The sequence below is a fragment of the Arthrobacter sp. UKPF54-2 genome (assembly GCF_007858535.1).
Classification (GTDB): Bacteria; Actinomycetota; Actinomycetes; order Actinomycetales; family Micrococcaceae; genus Arthrobacter.
On sequence record NZ_CP040174.1, the window covers coordinates 600292 to 621355 of the forward strand.

Annotated in this window: 9 protein-coding genes and 3 rRNA genes; 2 read left to right on the top strand and 10 right to left on the bottom strand. The window is 65.5% G+C overall.

All coding sequences use genetic code 11. From position 1 onward, the window contains the following. Positions 1-4: 4 nt before the first annotated feature. The 5 genes from E7Y32_RS02610 to E7Y32_RS02630 all read right to left on the bottom strand — a co-directional run bounded on the left by E7Y32_RS02610 (position 5) and on the right by E7Y32_RS02630 (position 7386). On the bottom strand, positions 5-1375 hold the full coding sequence (locus tag E7Y32_RS02610; RefSeq protein ID WP_146335758.1) for an FAD-binding oxidoreductase: 1371 nt from the start codon (positions 1373-1375) through the stop codon (positions 5-7). Between the two features lie 61 nt (positions 1376-1436). Further along, the gene (locus E7Y32_RS02615) at positions 1437-3338 is read right to left on the bottom strand and encodes a glycoside hydrolase family 13 protein (protein WP_146335759.1); all 1902 of its coding nucleotides are present in this window, start codon (positions 3336-3338) and stop codon (positions 1437-1439) included. A gap of 2 nt (positions 3339-3340) precedes the next feature. Continuing rightward, complete coding sequence (locus E7Y32_RS02620; protein ID WP_146335760.1) at positions 3341-4306, bottom strand: sugar ABC transporter permease; 966 nt, start codon at positions 4304-4306, stop codon at positions 3341-3343. After that, entirely contained in the window at positions 4303-5955 is a 1653-nt protein-coding gene (locus E7Y32_RS02625; protein WP_146335761.1) for an ABC transporter permease subunit, read from the bottom strand. Before E7Y32_RS02625 ends, E7Y32_RS02620 begins: the two co-directional genes overlap by 4 nt. A 132-nt stretch (positions 5956-6087) precedes the next feature. Next, a complete protein-coding gene (locus E7Y32_RS02630; RefSeq protein WP_146335762.1) occupies positions 6088-7386 on the bottom strand; it encodes a maltose ABC transporter substrate-binding protein in 1299 nt (432 codons plus the stop codon). Positions 7387-7711: 325 nt separating this feature from the next. Between E7Y32_RS02630 and E7Y32_RS02635 the strand changes: the two genes are divergently transcribed. Beyond that, positions 7712-9448 carry a glycoside hydrolase family 13 protein gene (locus E7Y32_RS02635; protein WP_146335763.1) on the top strand — a complete coding sequence of 579 codons (1737 nt, stop codon included), beginning with the start codon at positions 7712-7714 and terminating at the stop codon, positions 9446-9448. Between the two features lie 2 nt (positions 9449-9450). Further along, on the top strand, positions 9451-10482 hold the full coding sequence (locus tag E7Y32_RS02640; protein WP_146335764.1) for a LacI family DNA-binding transcriptional regulator: 1032 nt from the start codon (positions 9451-9453) through the stop codon (positions 10480-10482). Between the two features lie 41 nt (positions 10483-10523). Here the strand turns inward: E7Y32_RS02640 and E7Y32_RS02645 are convergent, their stop codons facing one another. The 5 genes from E7Y32_RS02645 to E7Y32_RS02665 form a co-directional block, all read right to left on the bottom strand. Then, positions 10524-11015: an SRPBCC domain-containing protein gene (locus tag E7Y32_RS02645; RefSeq protein ID WP_146335765.1), complete on the bottom strand. Its 492-nt coding sequence runs from the start codon at positions 11013-11015 to the stop codon at positions 10524-10526. Positions 11016-11394: 379 nt separating this feature from the next. Further along, a 5S ribosomal RNA gene (gene rrf, locus E7Y32_RS02650) occupies positions 11395-11511 on the bottom strand. 214 nt (positions 11512-11725) lie between these two features. After that, positions 11726-14859, bottom strand: a 23S ribosomal RNA gene (locus E7Y32_RS02655). 512 nt (positions 14860-15371) lie between these two features. Then, positions 15372-16897: ribosomal RNA gene (locus E7Y32_RS02660) — 16S ribosomal RNA — on the bottom strand. Together the 16S, 23S and 5S rRNA genes form the textbook arrangement of a ribosomal RNA operon. 486 nt (positions 16898-17383) lie before the next feature. Further along, complete coding sequence (locus E7Y32_RS02665; protein ID WP_146335766.1) at positions 17384-21064, bottom strand: 1,4-alpha-glucan branching enzyme; 3681 nt, start codon at positions 21062-21064, stop codon at positions 17384-17386.

Consider the following 21064-nt stretch of genomic DNA (forward strand, 5'->3'; position numbering starts at 1 on the left):
CGGGCTAAATCGCCTTGCCTGGGTTCAGGATGCCGGCCGGGTCGAAGAGCTCCTTGACCCGGCGCTGCAGTTCGCGCACCGGTTCCTTCTGCTCCAGGCCCAGCCAGCGCAGCTTGTACTGGCCCACGCCGTGCTCTCCCGTGATGGTGCCGCCCATCGCGAGAGCCACCGTGACGGAGTCGTCCAAGGCGGCGCCGAGCCGCTCCATGGCCGCGGCGTCCACCCCGTCCCCGGTCCGGTCCACCCAGAAGGTGGGGTGCAGGTTGCCGTCGCCGGCGTGCGCCACCACCTTGAGCTTGACCTTATGCCGCGCGGCCATGGCCTCGAGCTCCTCGACGTAGTCCACCAGCCGGGAGCGCGGCACGGCGACGTCCTCGCCCACCCGGAATTCGTCGTCGACCTCCACGCCGCGGCTGTTGCGGCGCAGTTCCACCAGCTGTTCTGCTTCCGCGTTCGCCTCCATGGTCACCACGGCCCCGCCGGCGGTGAGCAGCGGCCGGATCGCTGCGGCCTCGGCGGCGGCGCCGAAGCCGTCCGTCTGGATCAGCAGCAACGAGGCTCCGCGCGAGGCCAGGTCCGATCCATGGATCGCATCGAGCTGGGCCAGCGTTCCGCCGTCGAGCAGTTCCATGATGGCCGGCTGCACGCGGGCCCGGCCCACGGCGAGGACGCCTGCGGCGGCGCTGCGGAAGTCCGGGTAGAACGCGGCGATCGTGTGCACCTCCCGCGGCAGGTACTTGAGCCGCACCGTGACCCCGACGACGATCCCCAGGGTTCCCTCCGATCCCACGAAAAGCCCCGTGAGGTCGTAGCCGGCCACGCCCTTGAAGGTCTGGTGGCCGGTGTGGATGAGTGAACCGTCCGCGAGCACGACGTCGAGCGCCAGGACCGAGTCCCGTGTCACCCCGTATTTCGCGCAGCGCAGCCCGCCGGCGTTGGTGGCGACGTTGCCGCCGATGGTGGAAATCCTGTAGCTCGCCGGATCCGGGGCGTACATCAGCCCGTGCACGGCGGCGGCTGCGTTGAGGTCCGCGTTGATGACCCCGGGTTCGACGACGGCGGTCTCGTCGTCCGGGTTGAGGTCCAGGATGCGGTTCATCTTCTCCAGGCTGAGCACCACACACCCCTCGCTGGCGTGGGCGCCGCCGGACACTCCCGTGCCGGCCCCGCGGGCCACCAGCGGCACCCGGCGGGCGGCGCACGCCCGGACGGCGGCCTGGACGTCGTCTACGGATTCGGCGAGGACCACGGCCTGCGGGAGCTGGTAGTCCAGCACGGGGGCTTGGTCGACGGCGTAGCCGGCGAGGGAGGCCTCGTCCACCACGACCTTGTCCGCTCCGAGGGCGGATGTCAGCTCCTCAACAATGCCGCGCATGGCTCTCCAGTTCTCCGTCGAATCCGGCCTTCAGTCCTGGGTTTCCGTCCTGGCCTTCAGTCTAGGGTGCCGGCAGGGTGACCCCGGGGAGCACCCAGGCGGCGGCCGCCGGGCCGCCGGTGCGGAAGCTCGCGCCGGCGCCGGAGTGCTCCGCAGCGGAGTGTCCGGCCTCGATGTCCCCTGCGGCGAAGGCCGGCGGCAGGGTGAGGGCAGCCAGCTGGCGGTCGGAGAGCAGGCCCGCGGCGAGGTGCACGTCCACGGCGGCGCGGGCCACCATCACCAGCACGGCGCTGTCCGAGGTTTCCCGGATGAAGGCCAGCACGTCCCCCTGCGCGTACAGCCAGCGGATGCCGCCGCCGGTGAGCGCCGGCTGGTCCCGGCGCAGCGCGGCGAGTGCGGTGTAGGGGCCGCGGAGATCGGCCAGGACCCGGGCGGGGTCGTTCCAGGGCATGGGGGTCCGGGAGAACTCCCCGTTGTCGCCCTTGAGCCCGAACTCGTCGCCGGCGAACACCACCGGCACCCCGGGCAGCGTGAACATCAGCACCGCACCGAGCTGCTGGCCGCCGTCGATCATCACGGTGGCGGCCCGGGCGGTGTCGTGGCTGTTTAGGGCGTTCATGTTCTGCTGCCGGACGTCCCAGCTGAAGGCGGCGGCCAGGTCCTGGTGGGTGGCGAGGAAATCCTCCGCGTCAATCCGGTTCGGACCGGCCAGGGGTGTGCCGAAAAAGTTGACGTGCCCGGCGTCGCCGGAGAGCCAGGCCCACAGCGGGCGGGTGAAGTTGGAGTAGGTCATGGCGCCGTGCCAGTGCTCGCCGCTGAAGTCCGGTGCGGCGTCGTTGGTGGCCTCCGCCAGCAGCGCCGCGTCCGGGTTGATCGCGCGGACCCGCTCCGCGATCAGCCGGGCCACCTCGTGGTTGAGGTCGGTCGCTCCCAGCCGCCCGGTCATGTTGCCGACGTCGATCCGCCAGCCGTCCAGGTTGAACGGCGGGCGGAGCCAGCGCGCCACAGGGGAATCGTCGTCGAGCACGAACTTCTCCCGCAGGCCGGCCGAGGCCCAGTTGAACTTGGGCAGGGAGGGTACTCCGTACCAGGCCTCGTAGCTGCTGTGGTCCGCGCTGAAGTAGTAGTAGCCCGCCTCCTCGGAGCCGGGGTCGGCGAGGGCCCGCTGGAACCACTCATGGGCGTCACCGGAGTGGTTGGCGGTCAGGTCCCCCATCACCTTCAGGCCGCGGGTGTGGGCTGCTTCGACGAGCTCCACCAGGGCTTCGTCGCCGCCGAGCAGCGGGTCCACCGTGGTGAACGTGGCGGCGTCGTATCGGTGGTTGGAGCGCGCCGGGAAGAAGGGCGTGAGGTAGATGATGTCCGCCCCGAGCCCCTGGATATGGTCCAGGTGTTCGGTGATGCCGTGCAGGTCGCCGCCGTAGAACTGCAAGGGCGTCTGCGCGGAGGCGCCCTGCACGGCGGTGGTGTCCCAGTCGCAGGGCACGGCCCAGTCCGGGGCCGGGTGTGCCGCGGCCGAGTTTTGTCCGGCGGACGAGCGGGCGAAGCGGTCCGGGAAGACCTGGTACATCGTGCCCCGGCGCAGCCACTGCGGGGCGGCCGGGTAGGTTGTCAGCCGGAAGTCGGCGTAGTCGGAGACGTCCCGGCTGTAAAGGCCCTGGGCGTTGAGGCTCCAGTACTGCTGGCCGGCCTCGATCAGGAAGCGGTAGCGGGCCACCGGGTTGGTGACGGCCAGCTCGGCCTCCCACCAGGCCCAGCCGTCTGCCGCGCCGAGGGCCGCCGCGGCGGTGTAGCGGGGTTCGCCGTCGTGCACGGAGCGGAGCCAGACCCGGCTCGCGCGCCCCCACGCCTCGGGGATACGGAGCCGGAGCCGGGCCGCTTCCCCGAGTTCCACGCTCTGCGGGGCGTGCAGCCCCGAGCCGTCGTGGTGCGGAAGCGGCCCCGCCGGGTGCGCCGCGGGCATGCCTAGCCCTTCACCGAGCCCGCCGTCAGGCCGCTGACGATGTAGCGCTGCAGGAAGAGAAACAGGGCCATCACCGGCAGGGCGGAGATCACCGCACCGGCCGCGAAGACACCCCAGTTTTCAGAACGCTGCTGCGCGACGAACGAGTAGAGCCCGACGGCCAGGGTCTGGCTGTCCGGGTCGGTGAGCACCACGGACGCGATGACGAATTCGCCGGAGATGGAGATGTAGGTCAGCAGCCCCACGACCGCCAGGATGGGGGTGACCAGGCGCATGATGATGCCGAAGAAGATCTGGGTGTGGCTGGCGCCGTCGATCTTGGCGGCCTCGTCCAGGGACTGCGGCACGGTGTTGAAGAAGCCGTACATCAGGTAGGTGTTCACGCCCAGGGCGCCGCCCAGGTAGACCATGATCAGGCCCAGCTGGCTGCCCAGGCCCAGCGCCGGGATGACCTCGGAGATACCGCTGAGCAGCAGGAAGATGGCCACGACGGCCAGCAGCTGCGGGAACATCTGGAGCAGCAGCAGGCTCAGCAGGCCCACGCGGCGGCCGGTGAAGCGCATCCGGGAGAAGGCGTATGCCGCCATGGCGCCGAGGAACACCGTGGCCACGGAGGTCACGCCGCCCACCACCAGGGTGTTGAGGAACCAGCGGGCAAACGGCCGCGACGGGATGTCGAACAGCGCCGCGAAGTTGCCGAAGTCGATCTTGCTGAACAGGGCGTTGGAGCCCACCAGGGTGCCGGTGGAGTTCAGGGCCGCCGAGAGCACGTACAGCAGCGGGAAGATGGCGAAGATGGTGACGATGATGCCGACCACGTGGCGCCAGCCTTTGTCCTTGAACCAGGCCCCGAACGGGCGGCGGCGGTGCAGGGACTTGAGGTAGTCGACGTCGGTGGTGCCGCCGGCCGCGGTCGGGTGGTCCGTGGTGGGTGCCGCCGGAGCGGTGCGCGGTGCTGACCCGTTCATGAGTTCACGTCCTCGAGTGCCTTGGTCTGCTTGAAGCTGATGGCCGATACGGTGGCCACGATGATGAAGATGATGATGGCCAGGGCGCTGGCCAGGCCGTAGTCACGGCCGGTCCCCTGTCCGAATGCCACCTTGTACACGAGGGTGATCAGGATGTCGGTGGCTCCGATGTCCCGGTTGGTGTCCGCGAAGCGCGGGCCGCCGCCGGTGAGCATAAAGATCACGTTGAAGTTGTTGAAGTTGAAGGCGAAGGACGAGATCAGCAGCGGCGCGATTGAGACCAGCAGCAGCGGCAGCTTGATGGAGCGGAACACCCGCCACGGGCCGGCGCCGTCCATCCGGGCAGCCTCGTCCAGTTCGCTGGGCAGGGACTGCAGGGCGCCGGTGCAGACGAGGAACATGTAGGGGTAGCCGAGCCAGAGGTTGACCACCAGCACGCTGATCTTGGCCAGCACCGGGTGGGTCAGCCAGCCGATGGAGGCGCCCCCGAGCAGGGTCTGGTTGAGCCAGCCGAACTCCGGGTTCAGGATGCCGGACCAGACGAGCCCGGTGAGGAATGCGGGGAAGGCGTAGGGCAGGATCATCAGGATCCGGTAGACCTTTTTGCCTTTGAGGTCCTCGCGGTTGAACGCGATGGCTAGGAAGAGGCCCAGGGCGAAGGTTAGGGCAACCGAGGCGAGCGCGAAGGTGAAGGTCCAGAGGATCACGCCCAGCAGCGGCCCGCGCAGGCTCGGATCGGTGAAGGCGCGGGCGAAGTTCTCCATGCCGACGTCGATCTTCCAGCCGGTGGACAGCGTCTCGCCGCTCTCCGCGGCGAAGGCGCCCTTGCCGTTGTCGCGGTAGACGGCGCCGGTGTCGGTATCGGTGAAGGTGTCCGCGGCGGCGTCGTACTTCAGGGCCGGCTTGAACTGGTAGGCGTTGCTGCCGTCCGCGGTGCGGAGGGTGCCGTCGGCCGGGTCGGAGGAGACCGGGACGGTGATGCCCAGGATCCGCTGCTGGTTGGCCACGATCTCCTGGAAGTTCAGGGTGCGGTAGCCGTCCAGGGCGTTGGCCTTGCCGGTGGAGTCCTTGCTGGCGCCGTTGACGCTTTTCAGCGGGGCGTCGGTGCTGCCGAGCGAGACCTTGCCGTCCGGGGCGGTGAAGAGCAGGTAGAAGGAGTTGTCCTTGGCCAGCACGGCCGCCTTGTAGGCCGGGGAGTCCGGGACGCGTTTCTGGGCGGTGAGCTGGATGGCCGCGATCGCGTCATTCTTGGTGCTGTTGTGGCCGTCGCCGTAGTTGGTGAAGGCGATGTAACCGCTGAACAGGACGACAAAAACTTGGAAGACCAGCAGGAACAGCACGCCGGGCGCGAGGTACTTCGCCGGCAGGCCGCCCTTGCGCAGGTAGATCCAGTTGATCGCCAGCACCACGACGGCGGAGACGGCCAGGACCGTCCAGGACTGGCTGAGGAACAGCATCATCAGGACGTAGACGGCCACGGCATCCACGAGGCCCAGCAGGACGATCTTGGCGATGGTCCCCTTGGTGCCGTCCGGGCCGAAACGGCGGCGGGAGGTGCCGCGCTGCCTTCCGGGGGCGGTGGGGCCGGCGCCCTGGATGGCCGGCGCGGCGTCGGGGCCTGAGCCCTCGCGGAGTTCAGTTTCTGGCATAGCTGTCTTCAGTCCTTGGGGGAAGCTGGGGTGATGCAGGAACGGGCCGGGCGGTTTGGTGCCGCCCGGCCCGGTGCTGGCCGGTTCCTGACGCCCCCGAAAGTGTTGAGGGGTCAGGAACCGGCTCGGGGGCTAGCCCCCGATTTTGGTCTTGATGCTGGCTGCCATCTTGGCCCAGTCAGCGGCGGGGTCGCCCTGGCCCTTGATGAGGGCGAGCTCGGTGGCTCCCCAGTCAGCCCAAACCGCGCTCATTTCCGGGATGGCCGGCATCGGGACGCCGGTGGCGCCGATCTTGCCGAATGCTGCCACAACCGGGTCGCTTGCAGCCTTCTCGAAGGAAGCCTTCAGCGCCGGCGGGCGGCCGCCTGCCTTGTACATGGAGTCCTGGGCTGCCTCGGAGGTGAGGTAGTTGGTCACGAACTCGTTGGTGGCCAGGGCGTTGGCGCTCTTGGCGCTGATGAAGAAGCCGTTAACACCGATGAACGGCTGGGCAGGCTGGCCGCCCGTGGTCGGCAGTGCGTCCACGGCGAACTTGATGCCCTTCTTCTGCACGTCCGGGACATTCCACGGGCCGGTCAGGAAGTACGGGGATTCGCCGGCCAGGAACTTCTCCTTGGCGATGTCACCGGTGATGTTGGAGTTGATGATCTTCTCACCGGCGTCGCCCCAGGCGGCCAGCTTCTTGGCGAACTCGACGCCGGCGGCGTCGCCGATCAGGAGTTGCTTCGGGTCGTAGCCGCCGTCGGAGGCCTTGCCGAAGACCTGCGAGCCCATGGAGGACTGCAGCGGGTACAGGTGGTACGGGTCGCCCTGCTTCGGGTCCATTCCGACGAGGAACGGGAACTTGGCCTTGCCGTCGGCGACGGCCTTCTTGCCGTTGGCGATGACCTCGTCCATGGTCTTGGCCGTGTCGGAGACAATCGCGGTGTTGCGCAGCAGCGCGATGTTCTCGATCGCGTAGGGAACGCCGTAGACCGAGCCGTTGTAGGTCATGGCCTTGATGGAGGAATCCTGGAAGGAGGCCTTCTTGTCGCCGAGCTCGACGGGTGCGATCACGCCGTTCTGGACGAACTTGCCTACCCAGTCGTGCGGGCCGACGATCAGGTCCGGGCCCTTGCCGGTGGGGACCTGGGTGATGAAGTCGTCGCGGACTGCCGCGAAGTCCTTGACCACGAGCTTTACTTCGATTCCGGTGTCAGCCTGGAACTTCGCGGTGATGTCCTTCAGTGCGGGCGAGCGCTCGGCGTCGACCCACATGGTGATCGTGGCTGCGCCGGCGGACTTGAGGTCCGGCTTCGCGGTGGCCGTGGCCGGGGCGGTGGTTGCCGCTCCGCCGCAGGCGCTCAGTGCCAGCGCCGCGGCCACGGAGAGCGCGCCCGCCGTGAAGACCCGGCGGCTGGTCCCGGTTGTGAGGGTGTTCTGCACCTTCATTGGTGTCCCTTTCATAAAATCCTGCATCCACGCGTTGGGCCCTGATCGGTAGGATCCGGGCCCGGTGGCATCGTCGGTGATGTGGCTCACAGCTGCAAGCGCTTCCAAGCTACACGGTGATGCACGCTTTGGAAAGTCATTCTAGCGGGGCGTGTCGCAGGCTGCTTACCACGCCCGTGTTTCCAGGGATTCCGAGAACCCGCGCGGACAGGGGGAAGAGGCCGCCATTGCAAGGGGAGCAGGCCTGCGGCCTCAATCCGGCGCGCCGACACCCCGCGACTGGAAGCGTTTTCAATTTCGGCCGGCGGGCCTTACGATTACCGGCATGTCCGTTGATTCAGTCCTCTCCGCCCTGGCCAGCCCCTTGACCCTGGTGCATGCCGCAGACCAGACCCCCGGCTGGTGGCGCTCCGCCGTCATCTACCAGGTGTACCCGCGTTCTTTCCGGGACCTGAACGGCGACGGCGTCGGCGATCTGGCGGGCATTACCGCCGAACTGCACCAGCTCGCGGAGCTGGACATCGACGCCGTCTGGCTCTCCCCGTTCTACCGTTCGCCGCAGCGCGACGCCGGCTACGACGTCAGCGACTACTGCGACGTCGATCCCCTGTTCGGCAGCCTGGCCGACTTCGACGCCATGATGGCCGAGGCCACCCGGCTCGGCCTGCGGCTGATCGTCGACCTGGTGCCGAACCACTGCTCGGACCAGCACACCGCTTTCCAGGCCGCGCTGGCCGCCCCCGCGGACAGCCCGGAACGGGACATGTTCATCTTCCGCGACGGCCTTGGCGACGCCGGCGAGCTGCCGCCCAACAACTGGCAGTCGCACTTCGGCGGTCCGGCCTGGACCCGCATCACCGAGCCGGACGGCACCCCCGGCCAGTGGTACCTGCACCTTTTCGACACCTCCCAGCCCGATTTCAACTGGGACAACGACGCCGTCCACGCCGAGTTCGAGCGCGTCCTGCGCTTCTGGCTGGATCGTGGGGTCTCCGGCTTCCGCGTCGACGTGGCGCACGCCCTCGTCAAGGCCCCGGGCCTGCCCGAGTGGGGCGGCCGCGCGGACGGCAACAGCTCGCACGGCTTCCCCGGGCACGAGGCCCCGATGTTCGGCCAGCCCGCGCTGCACGACATCTACCGGACCTGGCGCCGGATCCTGGCCGAATACGGACCCGACCGCATCCTCTGCGCCGAGGCCAACGTGGACCCGCTCCCCCGGCTCGCCGACTGGGTCCGCCCGGACGAGATGCACCAGGCCTTCAACTTCCCGTACCTGCACGCAGGCCTGGACGTGCACCGCATGCGCGGCGTCATCACCGACTCGCTCACCGCCCTGGACGCCGTCGGCGCGCCCAGCACCTGGGTGCTGTCCAACCACGACGTCGTCCGGCACGCCACCCGCTTCGGCTACAACGGTCCGGCGCCCCGCGACGGCGACGGCATCGGCCCCGCCGACATGCAGCCGGACGAGGAGCTCGGACGCTCCCGCGCGGCCGCGGCCTCGATGTTCATGCTGGGCCTGCCCGGCGGCGCCTACCTGTACCAGGGCGAGGAACTCGGGCTGCCGGACGGCATCGACATCCCCGACCACCAGCGCCAGGATCCCACCTTCGGGCGGACCGGCGGCGAGCGGCTGGGCCGGGACGGCTGCCGGGTTCCGCTGCCGTGGCGCTCCGGCGAGGCCCACGCGGGCTTCGGCGCCGGAGCCGACCCGTGGCTGCCGCAGCCGGAGAGCTTCGCCGGGCTGGCCCGCGACGCGCAGGCCGGGTCGCCGTCGTCGCACCTGAGCCTGTACCGGCGCATGCTGGGGCTGCGGCGCGAGCTCGGCCTCGGCGGGGGCTCCCTCGCCTGGCTTGAGGACTGGTGCACGGACACGTCGCTGGCCTTCCTCAACGGCACCACCGCGGTCCTGATGAACGTCGGCCCGGATTCCCTCGAACTGCCCGCCGGCGAGGTGCTGCTTCGCAGCTCCGCGTCATCCGAATCGGAGGGCACTGCCCATCGGTTAAGCTCAGGTGAAACGGTTTGGCTGGATATCTACATCGAGGACACGGAGCGCTGAAAATGCCCGGCATCAAGGACGTCGCGGAACGGGCGGGCCTCTCCATCGCCACCGTTTCGCGCGCCTTGAGCGGCAAGGGCAACGTCTCCACCCAGAGCCGTGAGCGTGCCCAGGCTGCGGCGGCCGAACTCGGCTTTGTCCTCTCCTACCACGCCTCCAGCCTCGCGTCCGGGCGGAACCACAACGTCGGCGTTGTGGTTCCCTCCGTGCACCGCTGGTTCTTCTCCTCGGTGGTGGAGGGCGTCTCCGCGACCCTGCTCGACGCCGGCTATGACCTCACGCTGTACAACGTCAGCGAGGGCGAGGAACGCCGGCACAGCGTGCTGAACGACTTCCTGCTGCGCAAGCGCGTGGATGCGGTGATTGCGGTGTCCCTGGAGCTCAGCGAGGCCGAGATCCAGCAACTGCTCGCGATCCACCGGCCCATTGTCGGCATTGGCGGCCCGCTGCCGGGCGCCTCGACCATCCGGATCAACGATTCGGGCATTGCCGAGGCCGCGGCCCGGCACCTGATCCAGCTTGGCCACAGCCGGATCGCGCATATGACCGGCGACGCCGCCTACGAGAAGGACTTCCGGCTGCCGGGCACCCGCCAGGGCGGCTTCACCAAGGCCATGCGGGACGCGGGCCTGCCCATCCGGCCCGAGTGGCTGGTCTCGGCCGACTTCACCATCCAGGGCGCGTACGCCAGCGCACGGCAGCTACTGGGCAGCTCCCCGGAACGCCCCACCGCGGTCTTCGCCGCCTCCGATGAGATGGCGATCGGCACGATTCTCGCCGCCCGGGACTTCGGGCTGCGCGTTCCGCACGATTTGTCCGTGATCGGCATCGACGGCCACGAACTGGGCGAACTGTTCGGCCTGACCACCATCGACCAGGACCCCCGCGGCCAAGGGGCCATGGCCGTCCGGCGGCTGCTGGCAGGTCTTGAAGGCGGCACGGACACCGTGGCGGCAGACACCGAGTACCCGACCAGGTTTGTAATCCGGTCCAGCACTGCGGTTCCGCCGGTCGACGCTGCACCCCTTCGCTAGACCGACGGCGGCGGCGCCGTTGGTTACTCGGCCGTCTGCGGTTACTCGGCCGTCTGGCCGCCCATGAAGCGCACGAACTTCGCCAGGACCCCTGGCCAGCCGGCCTGGTACTCCGCACGCGTCGCAGCCGGGTCCTGGGCGCCCTCCCAGCCACTCTGCACCAGCCGCACCTCCGTGCCACCCTCCACGGCCCGGAAGGCGACGCGCAGCTCGGTGGACCACAACGCCTGCGTGCCGGGGTGCCAGCTGGCGTGGAAGGACAGCGGGGGCTGCCAGTCGTCGATGGTGCCCCAGCTGGCGGTCCGGCCGTCGTCAGCAGTTTCGAGGATCAGGTTCTCCTCGAACTCCACGTAGGAGCCCGCGCCATACACACTGTGGTCTTCCAGCGGCCACCAGAGGTGCGTGTGCTCGGTGAATCCGACAAAGGCCCTCGCGACCGCGCCCGGGACGACGACGGTGAACACCACCGGCTCGAGGCCGCCCTCAGGTTCCGGGTCCGGGGCTGCCGCGGCATGGCTGAAGAGGTTATCCATGGGCACCAACTCTACAAGCTACCGCTGCCCGGCCAGGCGCCCGGCCCACTCCCGACGCTCCCTCACCTCTGGCGGCTTCCCTCACGACGCTCCCTCACGTTTGGCATATTTCGCCCCAACGCTCCCTCACCTCTGGCACCCTTCTCCCCGACGCTCCCTCACATGTGGCACGTTTCTGCCCAACGCTCCCTCACCTCTGGAGTGCCGCGACCGACGCCGGGGCACAGGCTGCTGCAGGAGGGTTCCGACGTTAGGCCACGGAAGTGCGGGAGGGTCTCTGTCGTGGCGGCAAGACCTGAGGGAGCGTCGGGTTGGTGTTTTGGGGTTAAAGGGGGAGAGCCTCCAACCTGGTGGTTGGAGGCTCTCGACCTCAATGATGTTCCGGCGGTGACCTACTCTCCCACACCCTCCCGGGTGCAGTACCATCGGCGCTGTGGGTCTTAGCTTCCGGGTTCGGAATGGGACCGGGCGTTTCCCCCACGCTATGACCGCCGTAACCCTTGCTCCGCGCCCCTGGCCGGGGGCCTGGGGTGGGAAATCTGTGGTTACAACTTGTGGTGTTGTATTCAGTTGTTTTGGTTCCTGTGCAACGTTTCGTCTGGCGACGGGTTTGTTGTTTGGGAACCACATAGTGGACGCAAGCAGTCTTGTTTCTTTGTACCCTTCCCGTGGTGCGAACCCCTTTTGATGTTGGTTCGCGGGAGGGGTGTGTGGTGTAAGTTATCGGCCTATTAGTACCGGTCAGCTTCACGAGTCGTTAGTCCTCGCTTCCACATCCGGCCTATCAACCCAGTGGTCTGGCTGGGGGCCTCTCACACGCAAGGTGTATGGAAATCTCATCTCGAAGCGAGCTTCCCGCTTAGATGCTTTCAGCGGTTATCCCATCCGAACGTAGCTAATCAGCGGTGCACTTGGCAGTACAACTGACACACCAGAGGTTCGTCCGTCCCGGTCCTCTCGTACTAAGGACAGCCCTTCTCAAATTTCCTGCGCGCGCAGCGGATAGGGACCGAACTGTCTCACGACGTTCTAAACCCAGCTCGCGTACCGCTTTAATGGGCGAACAGCCCAACCCTTGGGACCTACTCCAGCCCCAGGATGCGACGAGCCGACATCGAGGTGCCAAACCATGCCGTCGATATGGACTCTTGGGCAAGATCAGCCTGTTATCCCCGAGGTACCTTTTATCCGTTGAGCGACGGCCATTCCACAATGTACCGCCGGATCACTAGTCCCGACTTTCGTCCCTGCTCGAGATGTCTCTCTCACAGTCAAGCTCCCTTGTGCACTTACACTCGACACCTGATTGCCAACCAGGCTGAGGGAACCTTTGGGCGCCTCCGTTACTTTTTAGGAGGCAACCGCCCCAGTTAAACTACCCATCAGGCACTGTCCCTGACCCGGATTACGGGCCGAAGTTAGATGTCCAAAGTGACCAGAGTGGTATTTCAACGATGACTCCACCCGAACTGGCGTCCGGGCTTCAACGTCTCCCACCTATCCTACACAAGCCACTCCGAACACCAATACCAAACTATAGTAAAGGTCTCGGGGTCTTTCCGTCCTGCTGCGCGTAACGAGCATCTTTACTCGTACTGCAATTTCGCCGAGTTTATGGTTGAGACAGCGGGGAAGTCGTTACTCCATTCGTGCAGGTCGGAACTTACCCGACAAGGAATTTCGCTACCTTAGGATGGTTATAGTTACCACCGCCGTTTACTGGGGCTTAAATTCTCAGCTTCGCCTTGCGGCTAACCGGTCCTCTTAACCTTCCAGCACCGGGCAGGAGTCAGTCCGTATACATCGTCTTGCGACTTCGCACGGACCTGTGTTTTTAGTAAACAGTCGCTTCCCCCTGGTCTCTGCGGCCCCTGCACGCTCCGGACAGCAAGTGTCCATCACGATAGGGGCCCCCCTTCTCCCGAAGTTACGGGGGCATTTTGCCGAGTTCCTTAACCATAATTCTCTCGATCGCCTTAGTATTCTCTACCTGATCACCTGTGTCGGTTTGGGGTACGGGCGGCTAAAACCTCGCGTCGATGCTTTTCTAGGCAGCATAGGATCACCGAATCCCCCCATACGGGGGTCCCGTCGGGTCTCAGGCATCATGAACGGCGGATTTGCCTACCGTTCGCCCTACATCCTTAGACCGGGACAACCATCGCCCGGCTCGGCTACCTTCCTGCGTCACACCTGTTAATACGCTTGCCTCCCAGGTTTCGGTCCCGCGCTCCACCAAAACCCTTCACCCACAAGGGGTGTCGGGCAGGTCTCGGGCGGTTAGTATCCCCTGTTCAGCATGGGCGGTTTTTCGCCGGTACGGGAATATCAACCCGTTGTCCATCGACTACGCCTGTCGGCCTCGCCTTAGGTCCCGACTTACCCAGGGCAGATTAGCTTGACCCTGGAACCCTTGATCATTCGGCGGACGGGTTTCTCACCCGTCTTTCGCTACTCATGCCTGCATTCTCACTCGTGTAGGCTCCACCGCTGGTTTCCACCGCGACTTCACTGCCCACACGACGCTCCCCTACCCATCCAGACGCCTGAACCACAAGGGCTTAGCTACTATCTGAATGCCACAACTTCGGCGGTGTACTTGAGCCCCGCTACATTGTCGGCGCGGAATCACTTGACCAGTGAGCTATTACGCACTCTTTTAAGGATGGCTGCTTCTAAGCCAACCTCCTGGTTGTCTTCGCAACTCCACATCCTTTCCCACTTAGCACACGCTTAGGGGCCTTAGTTGGTGGTCTGGGCTGTTTCCCTCTCGACTATGAAGCTTATCCCCCACAGTCTCACTGCTGCGCTCTCACTTACCGGCATTCGGAGTTTGGCTGACGTCAGTAACCTTGTAGGGCCCATTAGCCATCCAGTAGCTCTACCTCCGGTAAGAAACACGCAACGCTGCACCTAAATGCATTTCGGGGAGAACCAGCTATCACGAAGTTTGATTGGCCTTTCACCCCTACCCACAGCTCATCCCCTCCATTTTCAACTGAAGTGGGTTCGGTCCTCCACGACGTCTTACCGTCGCTTCAACCTGGCCATGGGTAGATCACTTCGCTTCGGGTCTAGATCACGCCACTGCAACGCCCTGTTCAGACTCGCTTTCGCTACGGCTTCCCCACACGGGTTAACCTCGCGACGTAACACTAACTCGCAGGCTCATTCTTCAAAAGGCACGCCGTCACCCCAACACAGCAAGCTGCGGAGGCTCCGACGGATTGTAAGCACACGGTTTCAGGTACTGTTTCACTCCCCTCCCGGGGTACTTTTCACCTTTCCCTCACGGTACTGGTCCGCTATCGGTCATTAGGGAGTATTTAGGCTTATCAGGTGGTCCTGACAGATTCGCACGGGATTTCTCGGGCCCCGTGCTACTTGGGATACTTCCCAGGCGGCACACTACATTTCGGTTACGGGGCTCACACCCTCTCTGGCCGGCCTTCCAAGACCGTTCACCTATGCACATGCTCTCACCCCACTGTCCCGGCAGAGACAGAACGGAAAGTCCCACAACCCCGACCATGCAACGCCCGCCGGCTATCACACATGGAACGGTTTAGCCTGATCCGCGTTCGCTCGCCACTACTAACGGAATCACTATTGTTTTCTCTTCCTGCGGGTACTGAGATGTTTCACTTCCCCGCGTTCCCTCCACGCACCCTATGTGTTCAGATGCGGGTCACCAGATCACTCGCGCGTCTGGCGGGGTTTCCCCATTCGGACACCCTGGGATCACAGTCCGGTTATCGACTCCCCCAGGCTTATCGCAGATTCCTACGTCCTTCTTCGGCTCCTAATGCCAAGGCATCCACCGTGTGCTCTTAAAAACTTGACCACAAAAGATCAAGGAGTAATTTCGAGAGAACCACGAAAACCACCCCCACACCCCGAAGGATGCAAGGACAGATCCAGGTTCATATTCTTGGAAATTGCTTCTTATAAAAGATGCTCGCGTCCACTATGTAGTTCTCAAACAACAACCCCGTACCACACACCCCACACACCCGGACCCCAAAGGACCCACACGGTGCATGAAACGCCGCAGCCGGGAAACCAGAAACACAAGTCCCGGACACCACCACCCGAAGGCCGTAGCAACCGGTCCTGTTGTCTCAGGACCCAACAGTGTGCCAAACACTAAACCGCCCGAACCCTCACACACCGTTCCAGGACCCACACAAGGGTGGTTCCGTACTGGGTGCCGGAGGAAACGCAGCGGCCGCTATTTGTTGATATTCCACCCGTGAGCACCCGCCGCAGAACTTGCGTCTGCGCAACGGGCGTTACTCCTGACAACACCACCACACCCACGAAACGCGGGGCGGGGTTGTTGTAGGTGCTCCTTAGAAAGGAGGTGATCCAGCCGCACCTTCCGGTACGGCTACCTTGTTACGACTTAGTCCCAATCGCCAGTCCCACCTTCGACAGCTCCCTCCCACAAGGGGTTAGGCCACCGGCTTCGGGTGTTACCAACTTTCGTGACTTGACGGGCGGTGTGTACAAGGCCCGGGAACGTATTCACCGCAGCGTTGCTGATCTGCGATTACTAGCGACTCCGACTTCATGGGGTCGAGTTGCAGACCCCAATCCGAACTGAGACCGGCTTTTTGGGATTAGCTCCACCTCACAGTATCGCAACCCTTTGTACCGGCCATTGTAGCATGCGTGAAGCCCAAGACATAAGGGGCATGATGATTTGACGTCGTCCCCACCTTCCTCCGAGTTGACCCCGGCAGTCTCCCATGAGTCCCCGCCATTACGCGCTGGCAACATGGAACGAGGGTTGCGCTCGTTGCGGGACTTAACCCAACATCTCACGACACGAGCTGACGACAACCATGCACCACCTGTGAACCGACCGCAAGCGGGGCACCTGTTTCCAGGTATTACCGGTTCATGTCAAGCCTTGGTAAGGTTCTTCGCGTTGCATCGAATTAATCCGCATGCTCCGCCGCTTGTGCGGGCCCCCGTCAATTCCTTTGAGTTTTAGCCTTGCGGCCGTACTCCCCAGGCGGGGCACTTAATGCGTTAGCTACGGCGCGGAAAACGTGGAATGTCCCCCACACCTAGTGCCCAACGTTTACGGCATGGACTACCAGGGTATCTAATCCTGTTCGCTCCCCATGCTTTCGCTCCTCAGCGTCAGTTAATGCCCAGAGACCTGCCTTCGCCATCGGTGTTCCTCCTGATATCTGCGCATTTCACCGCTACACCAGGAATTCCAGTCTCCCCTACATCACTCTAGTCTGCCCGTACCCACCGCAGATCCGGAGTTGAGCCCCGGACTTTCACGGCAGACGCGACAAACCGCCTACGAGCTCTTTACGCCCAATAATTCCGGATAACGCTTGCGCCCTACGTATTACCGCGGCTGCTGGCACGTAGTTAGCCGGCGCTTCTTCTGCAGGTACCGTCACTTTCGCTTCTTCCCTACTGAAAGAGGTTTACAACCCGAAGGCCGTCATCCCTCACGCGGCGTCGCTGCATCAGGCTTGCGCCCATTGTGCAATATTCCCCACTGCTGCCTCCCGTAGGAGTCTGGGCCGTGTCTCAGTCCCAGTGTGGCCGGTCACCCTCTCAGGCCGGCTACCCGTCGTCGCCTTGGTGAGCCATTACCTCACCAACAAGCTGATAGGCCGCGAGTCCATCCAAAACCACAATAAAGCTTTCCACCCCCCACCATGCGATGAGGAGTCATATCCGGTATTAGACCCAGTTTCCCAGGCTTATCCCAGAGTTAAGGGCAGGTTACTCACGTGTTACTCACCCGTTCGCCACTAATCCCCGGTGCAAGCACCGGATCATCGTTCGACTTGCATGTGTTAAGCACGCCGCCAGCGTTCATCCTGAGCCAGGATCAAACTCTCCGTTGAAGAAAAACAGACACAGCATCCGCCCCCGGGAAAACGGGAACACACACTGCACAAAATTTGAAACCAGCTAAAAACACCAGACCATCCACGGGGTGGACAATCCGGCACAATCAACCAATTCAATACAAAAAATTGGTATCAACAAACTTGGCACACTATTGAGTTCTCAAACAACAGACACACCCGGCACCACCACAACCCCTCAACAGGGCCGCGGATCGCTCCGGAGCAACTTTTCAAACTTACCGGGCCGCTTCACCCTAGTCAAATCAGCGTTTCCGACTCAGTCTTGCCATAGGCTTCTTGGTCTTCTTAGCGGATCAACTCCGGGGAGCAGCGCGGAAATAAACTCTACCACCAGTTGGCCCGGGTGACAAAGCGGCCCCGGCGGGCACCCCTGGCCGCCCCCTGGACGGGCCGGCGCGGGGAACGGAAAGGCCCGGAACCGCAAGGATCCCGGGCTTGTCCGTGCCAGCGGTGGGCTTGCTAGCCGATCGCCCTGAAGTACGCGGCACCCAGCGGCGGCAGCGTCACGGTGAGCGTGGCCGGCTGGCCGTCAACGCCGTCGGCGGATGCCGTCAGGGCACCGTCGTTCAAAACGCCCGACCCGCCGTAAGCAGCGGCGTCGGTGTTCAAGACTTCCTGCCACTGCCCCGCCGCGGGGACGCCCAGGCGGAAGTCATGGTGCGGGGCGCCGGAGAAGTTCAGGGCGCAGACCAGCTCTTTGCCGGCGGCGTCCCGGCGGATGAAGGTCAGCACGTTCCGGTCGGCGTCGCCGCCGTTGATCCACTGGAAGCCGTCGGGATCGTTGTCCCGTTGGTACAGGGCGGGCGTGGCGCTGTAGAGCTCGTTGAGGTCCTTGGTCAGGAGCTGCACGCCGCGGTGCGCCGGGATGTCCGCCAGCCACCAGTCCAGACCGTGCTGTTCGGACCATTCCGCTTCCTGGCCAAACTCGGTGCCCATGAAGATCAGCTGCTTGCCGGGGTGGGCCCACTGGTAGGCCAGGAAGGCGCGCAGGTTGGCGAGCTGCTGCCAGCGGTCGCCGGGCATCTTGCGCAGCATCGAACCCTTGCCGTGCACCACCTCGTCATGGCTGATCGGGAGCAGGAAGTTCTCCGTGTAGGCGTAGACCATCGAGAAGGTGATGGTGCCGTGGTGCCACTTGCGGTTATACGGGTCCTCGGCCATGTACTTGAGCGAGTCGTGCATCCAGCCCATGTTCCATTTGATCCCGAAGCCCAGCCCACCCTGGCTCGTGGGGGCGGTGACGCCGGGGAACGCGGTGGATTCCTCGGCGATCATGACCGCGCCCGGGTGCGTTTTGTAGACCGTGGCGTTGACCTCCTGCAGGAAGGAGATCGCCTCGAGGTTTTCGCGCCCGCCGAAGCGGTTCGGCTGCCACTGGCCTTCCTCGCGGGAGTAATCCAGGTAGAGCATCGAGGCCACGGCATCGACGCGGAGGCCGTCGATGTGGAATTCGTCCAGCCAGTAGAGCGCGTTGGCGACGAGGAAGTTGCGGACCTCGCGGCGGCCGAAGTCGAAGATCAGGGTGCCCCAGTCGGGGTGCTCGCCCAGGTTCGGGTCGGAGTGCTCGTACAGGGGTTCTCCGTCGAAGCGGGCCAGCGCCCACTCGTCCTTGGGGAAGTGTGCCGGCACCCAGTCCAGCAGCACGCCGATGCCCGCCTGGTGCAGTGCGTCCACGAGGTGCCGGAATTCGTCCGGGTGCCCGAAGCGCGAGGTCGGCGCGAAGTAGGACGTGACCTGGTAGCCCCAGGATCCGCCGAAGGGGTGCTCGGCGACCGGCATGAACTCCACATGGGTGAAGCCGAGCCACTGCACGTACTCCACGAGTTCCTTGGCGAGCTGGCGGTAATCCAGCCCTACCCGCCAGGAGCCCAGGTGTACTTCGTACACGCTCATCGGGGCGTTGTGCGGATCCCGGGCCGCGCGTGCCTTCATCCACTCGTCGTCCTTGAAGGCGTAGGAGGGCTCCACCACGCGGGACGCTGTCAGCGGCGGAACCTCGGTGCCGAAGGCCAGCGGGTCGGCCTTCTCGACCCAGTGGCCGTGCCGGGTTTTGATCTCAAATTTGTAGCACGCCCCTGCCACAACGCCGGGAATGAACAGCTCCCAGACGCCGGAGGACCCGAGCGAGCGCATCGAGAATTCACGGCCGTCCCAGCCGTTGAAGTCACCCTTCACGCGCACGGCCTGGGCGTTCGGGGCCCACACCGCGAAGGATACGCCGTCGACGTCGCCGAGGGCCGACTTGTAGTGCCGCACGTGGGCGCCCAGCACATCCCAGAGGCGCTCGTGGCGTCCCTCGCCGATCAGGTGCAGGTCAATCTCCCCCACCGAGGGCAGGTAGCGGTAGGGCTCGTCAGCCTGCTGCGGTTCCCGGCCCTCGTAGCTGACCTCAAGCCGGTAGTCGGGCACGTGGCCCTCATCGACGGGCTCCAGCACGGCCACCCACACGCCGCCGGATTCATGCGTCATCGGGAAGCTGCCGGCCGAGGTCACCACGGAGACGGCTTCCGCAAGGTGCTTCACGGTGCGGATGGTGACGTGGCCGTAGTCATCGAGGTGCGCGCCGAGGACTGAGTGCGGGGCGTGGTGCTCGCCGGCCGCGACCCGCGCAAGGGTCTCCGCGTCCACGGGAAGCGGGACGCCGGGTCGATCGGTTCGTGCTGGACCTGTCATTTTGATACCTTCCACTGCGGCTTCGGCGGGAACGCCGGAGCCTGTACTGCCGAGGAGACGACGGGATGCGTTCACCGGGATGGCGAGCCAGTCGGGCCTGTTCCGGAGTTCGTAAACAACTTCGTAGAGGGCTTTGTCGAGCCACAACGCCACAAAAAGGGGCGAGTCGCGGTCAATGGTGCCGGGCGTGACCTCCGCGTAGCCGGCCAGGAAGGCCTCGGCGCAGTCGTCCACCCAGTCCGCGGGCACCACGGCATCGTCGTATTCGCGGACGGCCGCCCCGGCGGCGTAGTCAAAGGAGCGCAGCATGCCGACGACGTCGCGCAGCGGAACGTCCGGGAAGTTGCGTTCGGAGATCGGCCGCAGCGGTTCGCCCTCGAAGTCGAGGATGGCCCAGCGCGCGGGCATCCCCGGGCCGCCGGGGACCTGGAGGATCTGGCCGAGGTGCAGGTCGCCGTGGATCCGCTGCAGGCGGCCCGCGCTGCTGCCTTCGAGGCGCGCCAGCAGGGCCTCCAGTTCATCGTCGAAGGGTCCGACGGCGGCGCCAGCTTCCGCCCATGACTGCCGTACGCGCTGGGCGACGCCGGGCGCGATGTCCCCGCCCGGCACCGTCTCGGCGGCGGTGCCCAGCGCCTCGGCCAGGCGGCGGTGCACGGTGGCCGTGGCGACGCCGAGGGCGCGGGCCTCTGCCGTGAAGCCGGTTCCGGTGCTGGCCGCATCCACGGCGAGGCGCCAGGCGTCCAGGCCGCCGGCCAGGAATTCGTGCGCGACGGCAAGCTCGCCGCGGGCCGTCGAGGCGCCTCCGGGGCCGGTCCATTCGCCGGTTACCCAGCCGAGGGTGGCCGGCACTTCCGCGGTGCGGCCCCCGGTCAGCGCAGCGCCGATCTCAACCTCGGGGTTCTGGCCCTCGGACAGCACCCGGAAGAATTTGAGGATCGCCGCGGAGCCGCCGTCGTCGACGATCACCGAACTGTTGGACTGCTCGCCGGAGAGCACCCGCACCTTGCCGGTGGCAAAGGGCAGCCGGTGGCCCGATTCCACCAGGTGGCCGGCGGCGGTGCCGTCAGCGGTGGCGCCGCCTGCCCGCATGAGTTCCAGCCAAGCCGCGATGAATGCGGGGTCGTGGACGCCGTCGTAGATCCAGCCGCGGGCCGGGTCCGCGCCGTCTGCGGGGATTTCCCCCAGCAGGGCGGCTCCGGCGCCGGCCAGCGGCAGCGAACGGAAGCTGAGCGGCACCTGCACGACGTCGGTGCGGTTGCCGTCCGCCGTCGGATACGTCACGGCGAGGAGCAGGACCTCCAGCCCGACGCCGGCCTCCGGCGCGGCGGAGTCCGCGGCGGGTTCGAGGCGCACACGGCCGGCCGGTTCGAAGCTGAAGTGCGCGCTCTTGACGGGGAACCAGCGCTGGCGCGGGAGCCAGCTGCGCAGCAGGGCGTCAAGCGCGGGGGGCAGGGTGGGTGGGGTCAT

Bases quoted from the DNA above. Each gene is read 5' to 3' on its own strand.
- E7Y32_RS02610 (WP_146335758.1), bottom strand. From the start codon at position 1,375: ATGCGCGGCATTGTTGAGGAGCTGACATCCGCCCTCGGAGCGGACAAG.
- E7Y32_RS02615 (WP_146335759.1), bottom strand. From the start codon at position 3,338: ATGCCCGCGGCGCACCCGGCGGGGCCGCTTCCGCACCACGACGGCTCG.
- E7Y32_RS02620 (WP_146335760.1), bottom strand. From the start codon at position 4,306: ATGAACGGGTCAGCACCGCGCACCGCTCCGGCGGCACCCACCACGGAC.
- E7Y32_RS02625 (WP_146335761.1), bottom strand. From the start codon at position 5,955: ATGCCAGAAACTGAACTCCGCGAGGGCTCAGGCCCCGACGCCGCGCCG.
- E7Y32_RS02630 (WP_146335762.1), bottom strand. From the start codon at position 7,386: ATGAAGGTGCAGAACACCCTCACAACCGGGACCAGCCGCCGGGTCTTC.
- E7Y32_RS02635 (WP_146335763.1), top strand. From the start codon at position 7,712: ATGTCCGTTGATTCAGTCCTCTCCGCCCTGGCCAGCCCCTTGACCCTG.
- E7Y32_RS02640 (WP_146335764.1), top strand. From the start codon at position 9,451: ATGCCCGGCATCAAGGACGTCGCGGAACGGGCGGGCCTCTCCATCGCC.
- E7Y32_RS02645 (WP_146335765.1), bottom strand. From the start codon at position 11,015: ATGGATAACCTCTTCAGCCATGCCGCGGCAGCCCCGGACCCGGAACCT.
- E7Y32_RS02665 (WP_146335766.1), bottom strand. From the start codon at position 21,064: ATGACCCCACCCACCCTGCCCCCCGCGCTTGACGCCCTGCTGCGCAGC.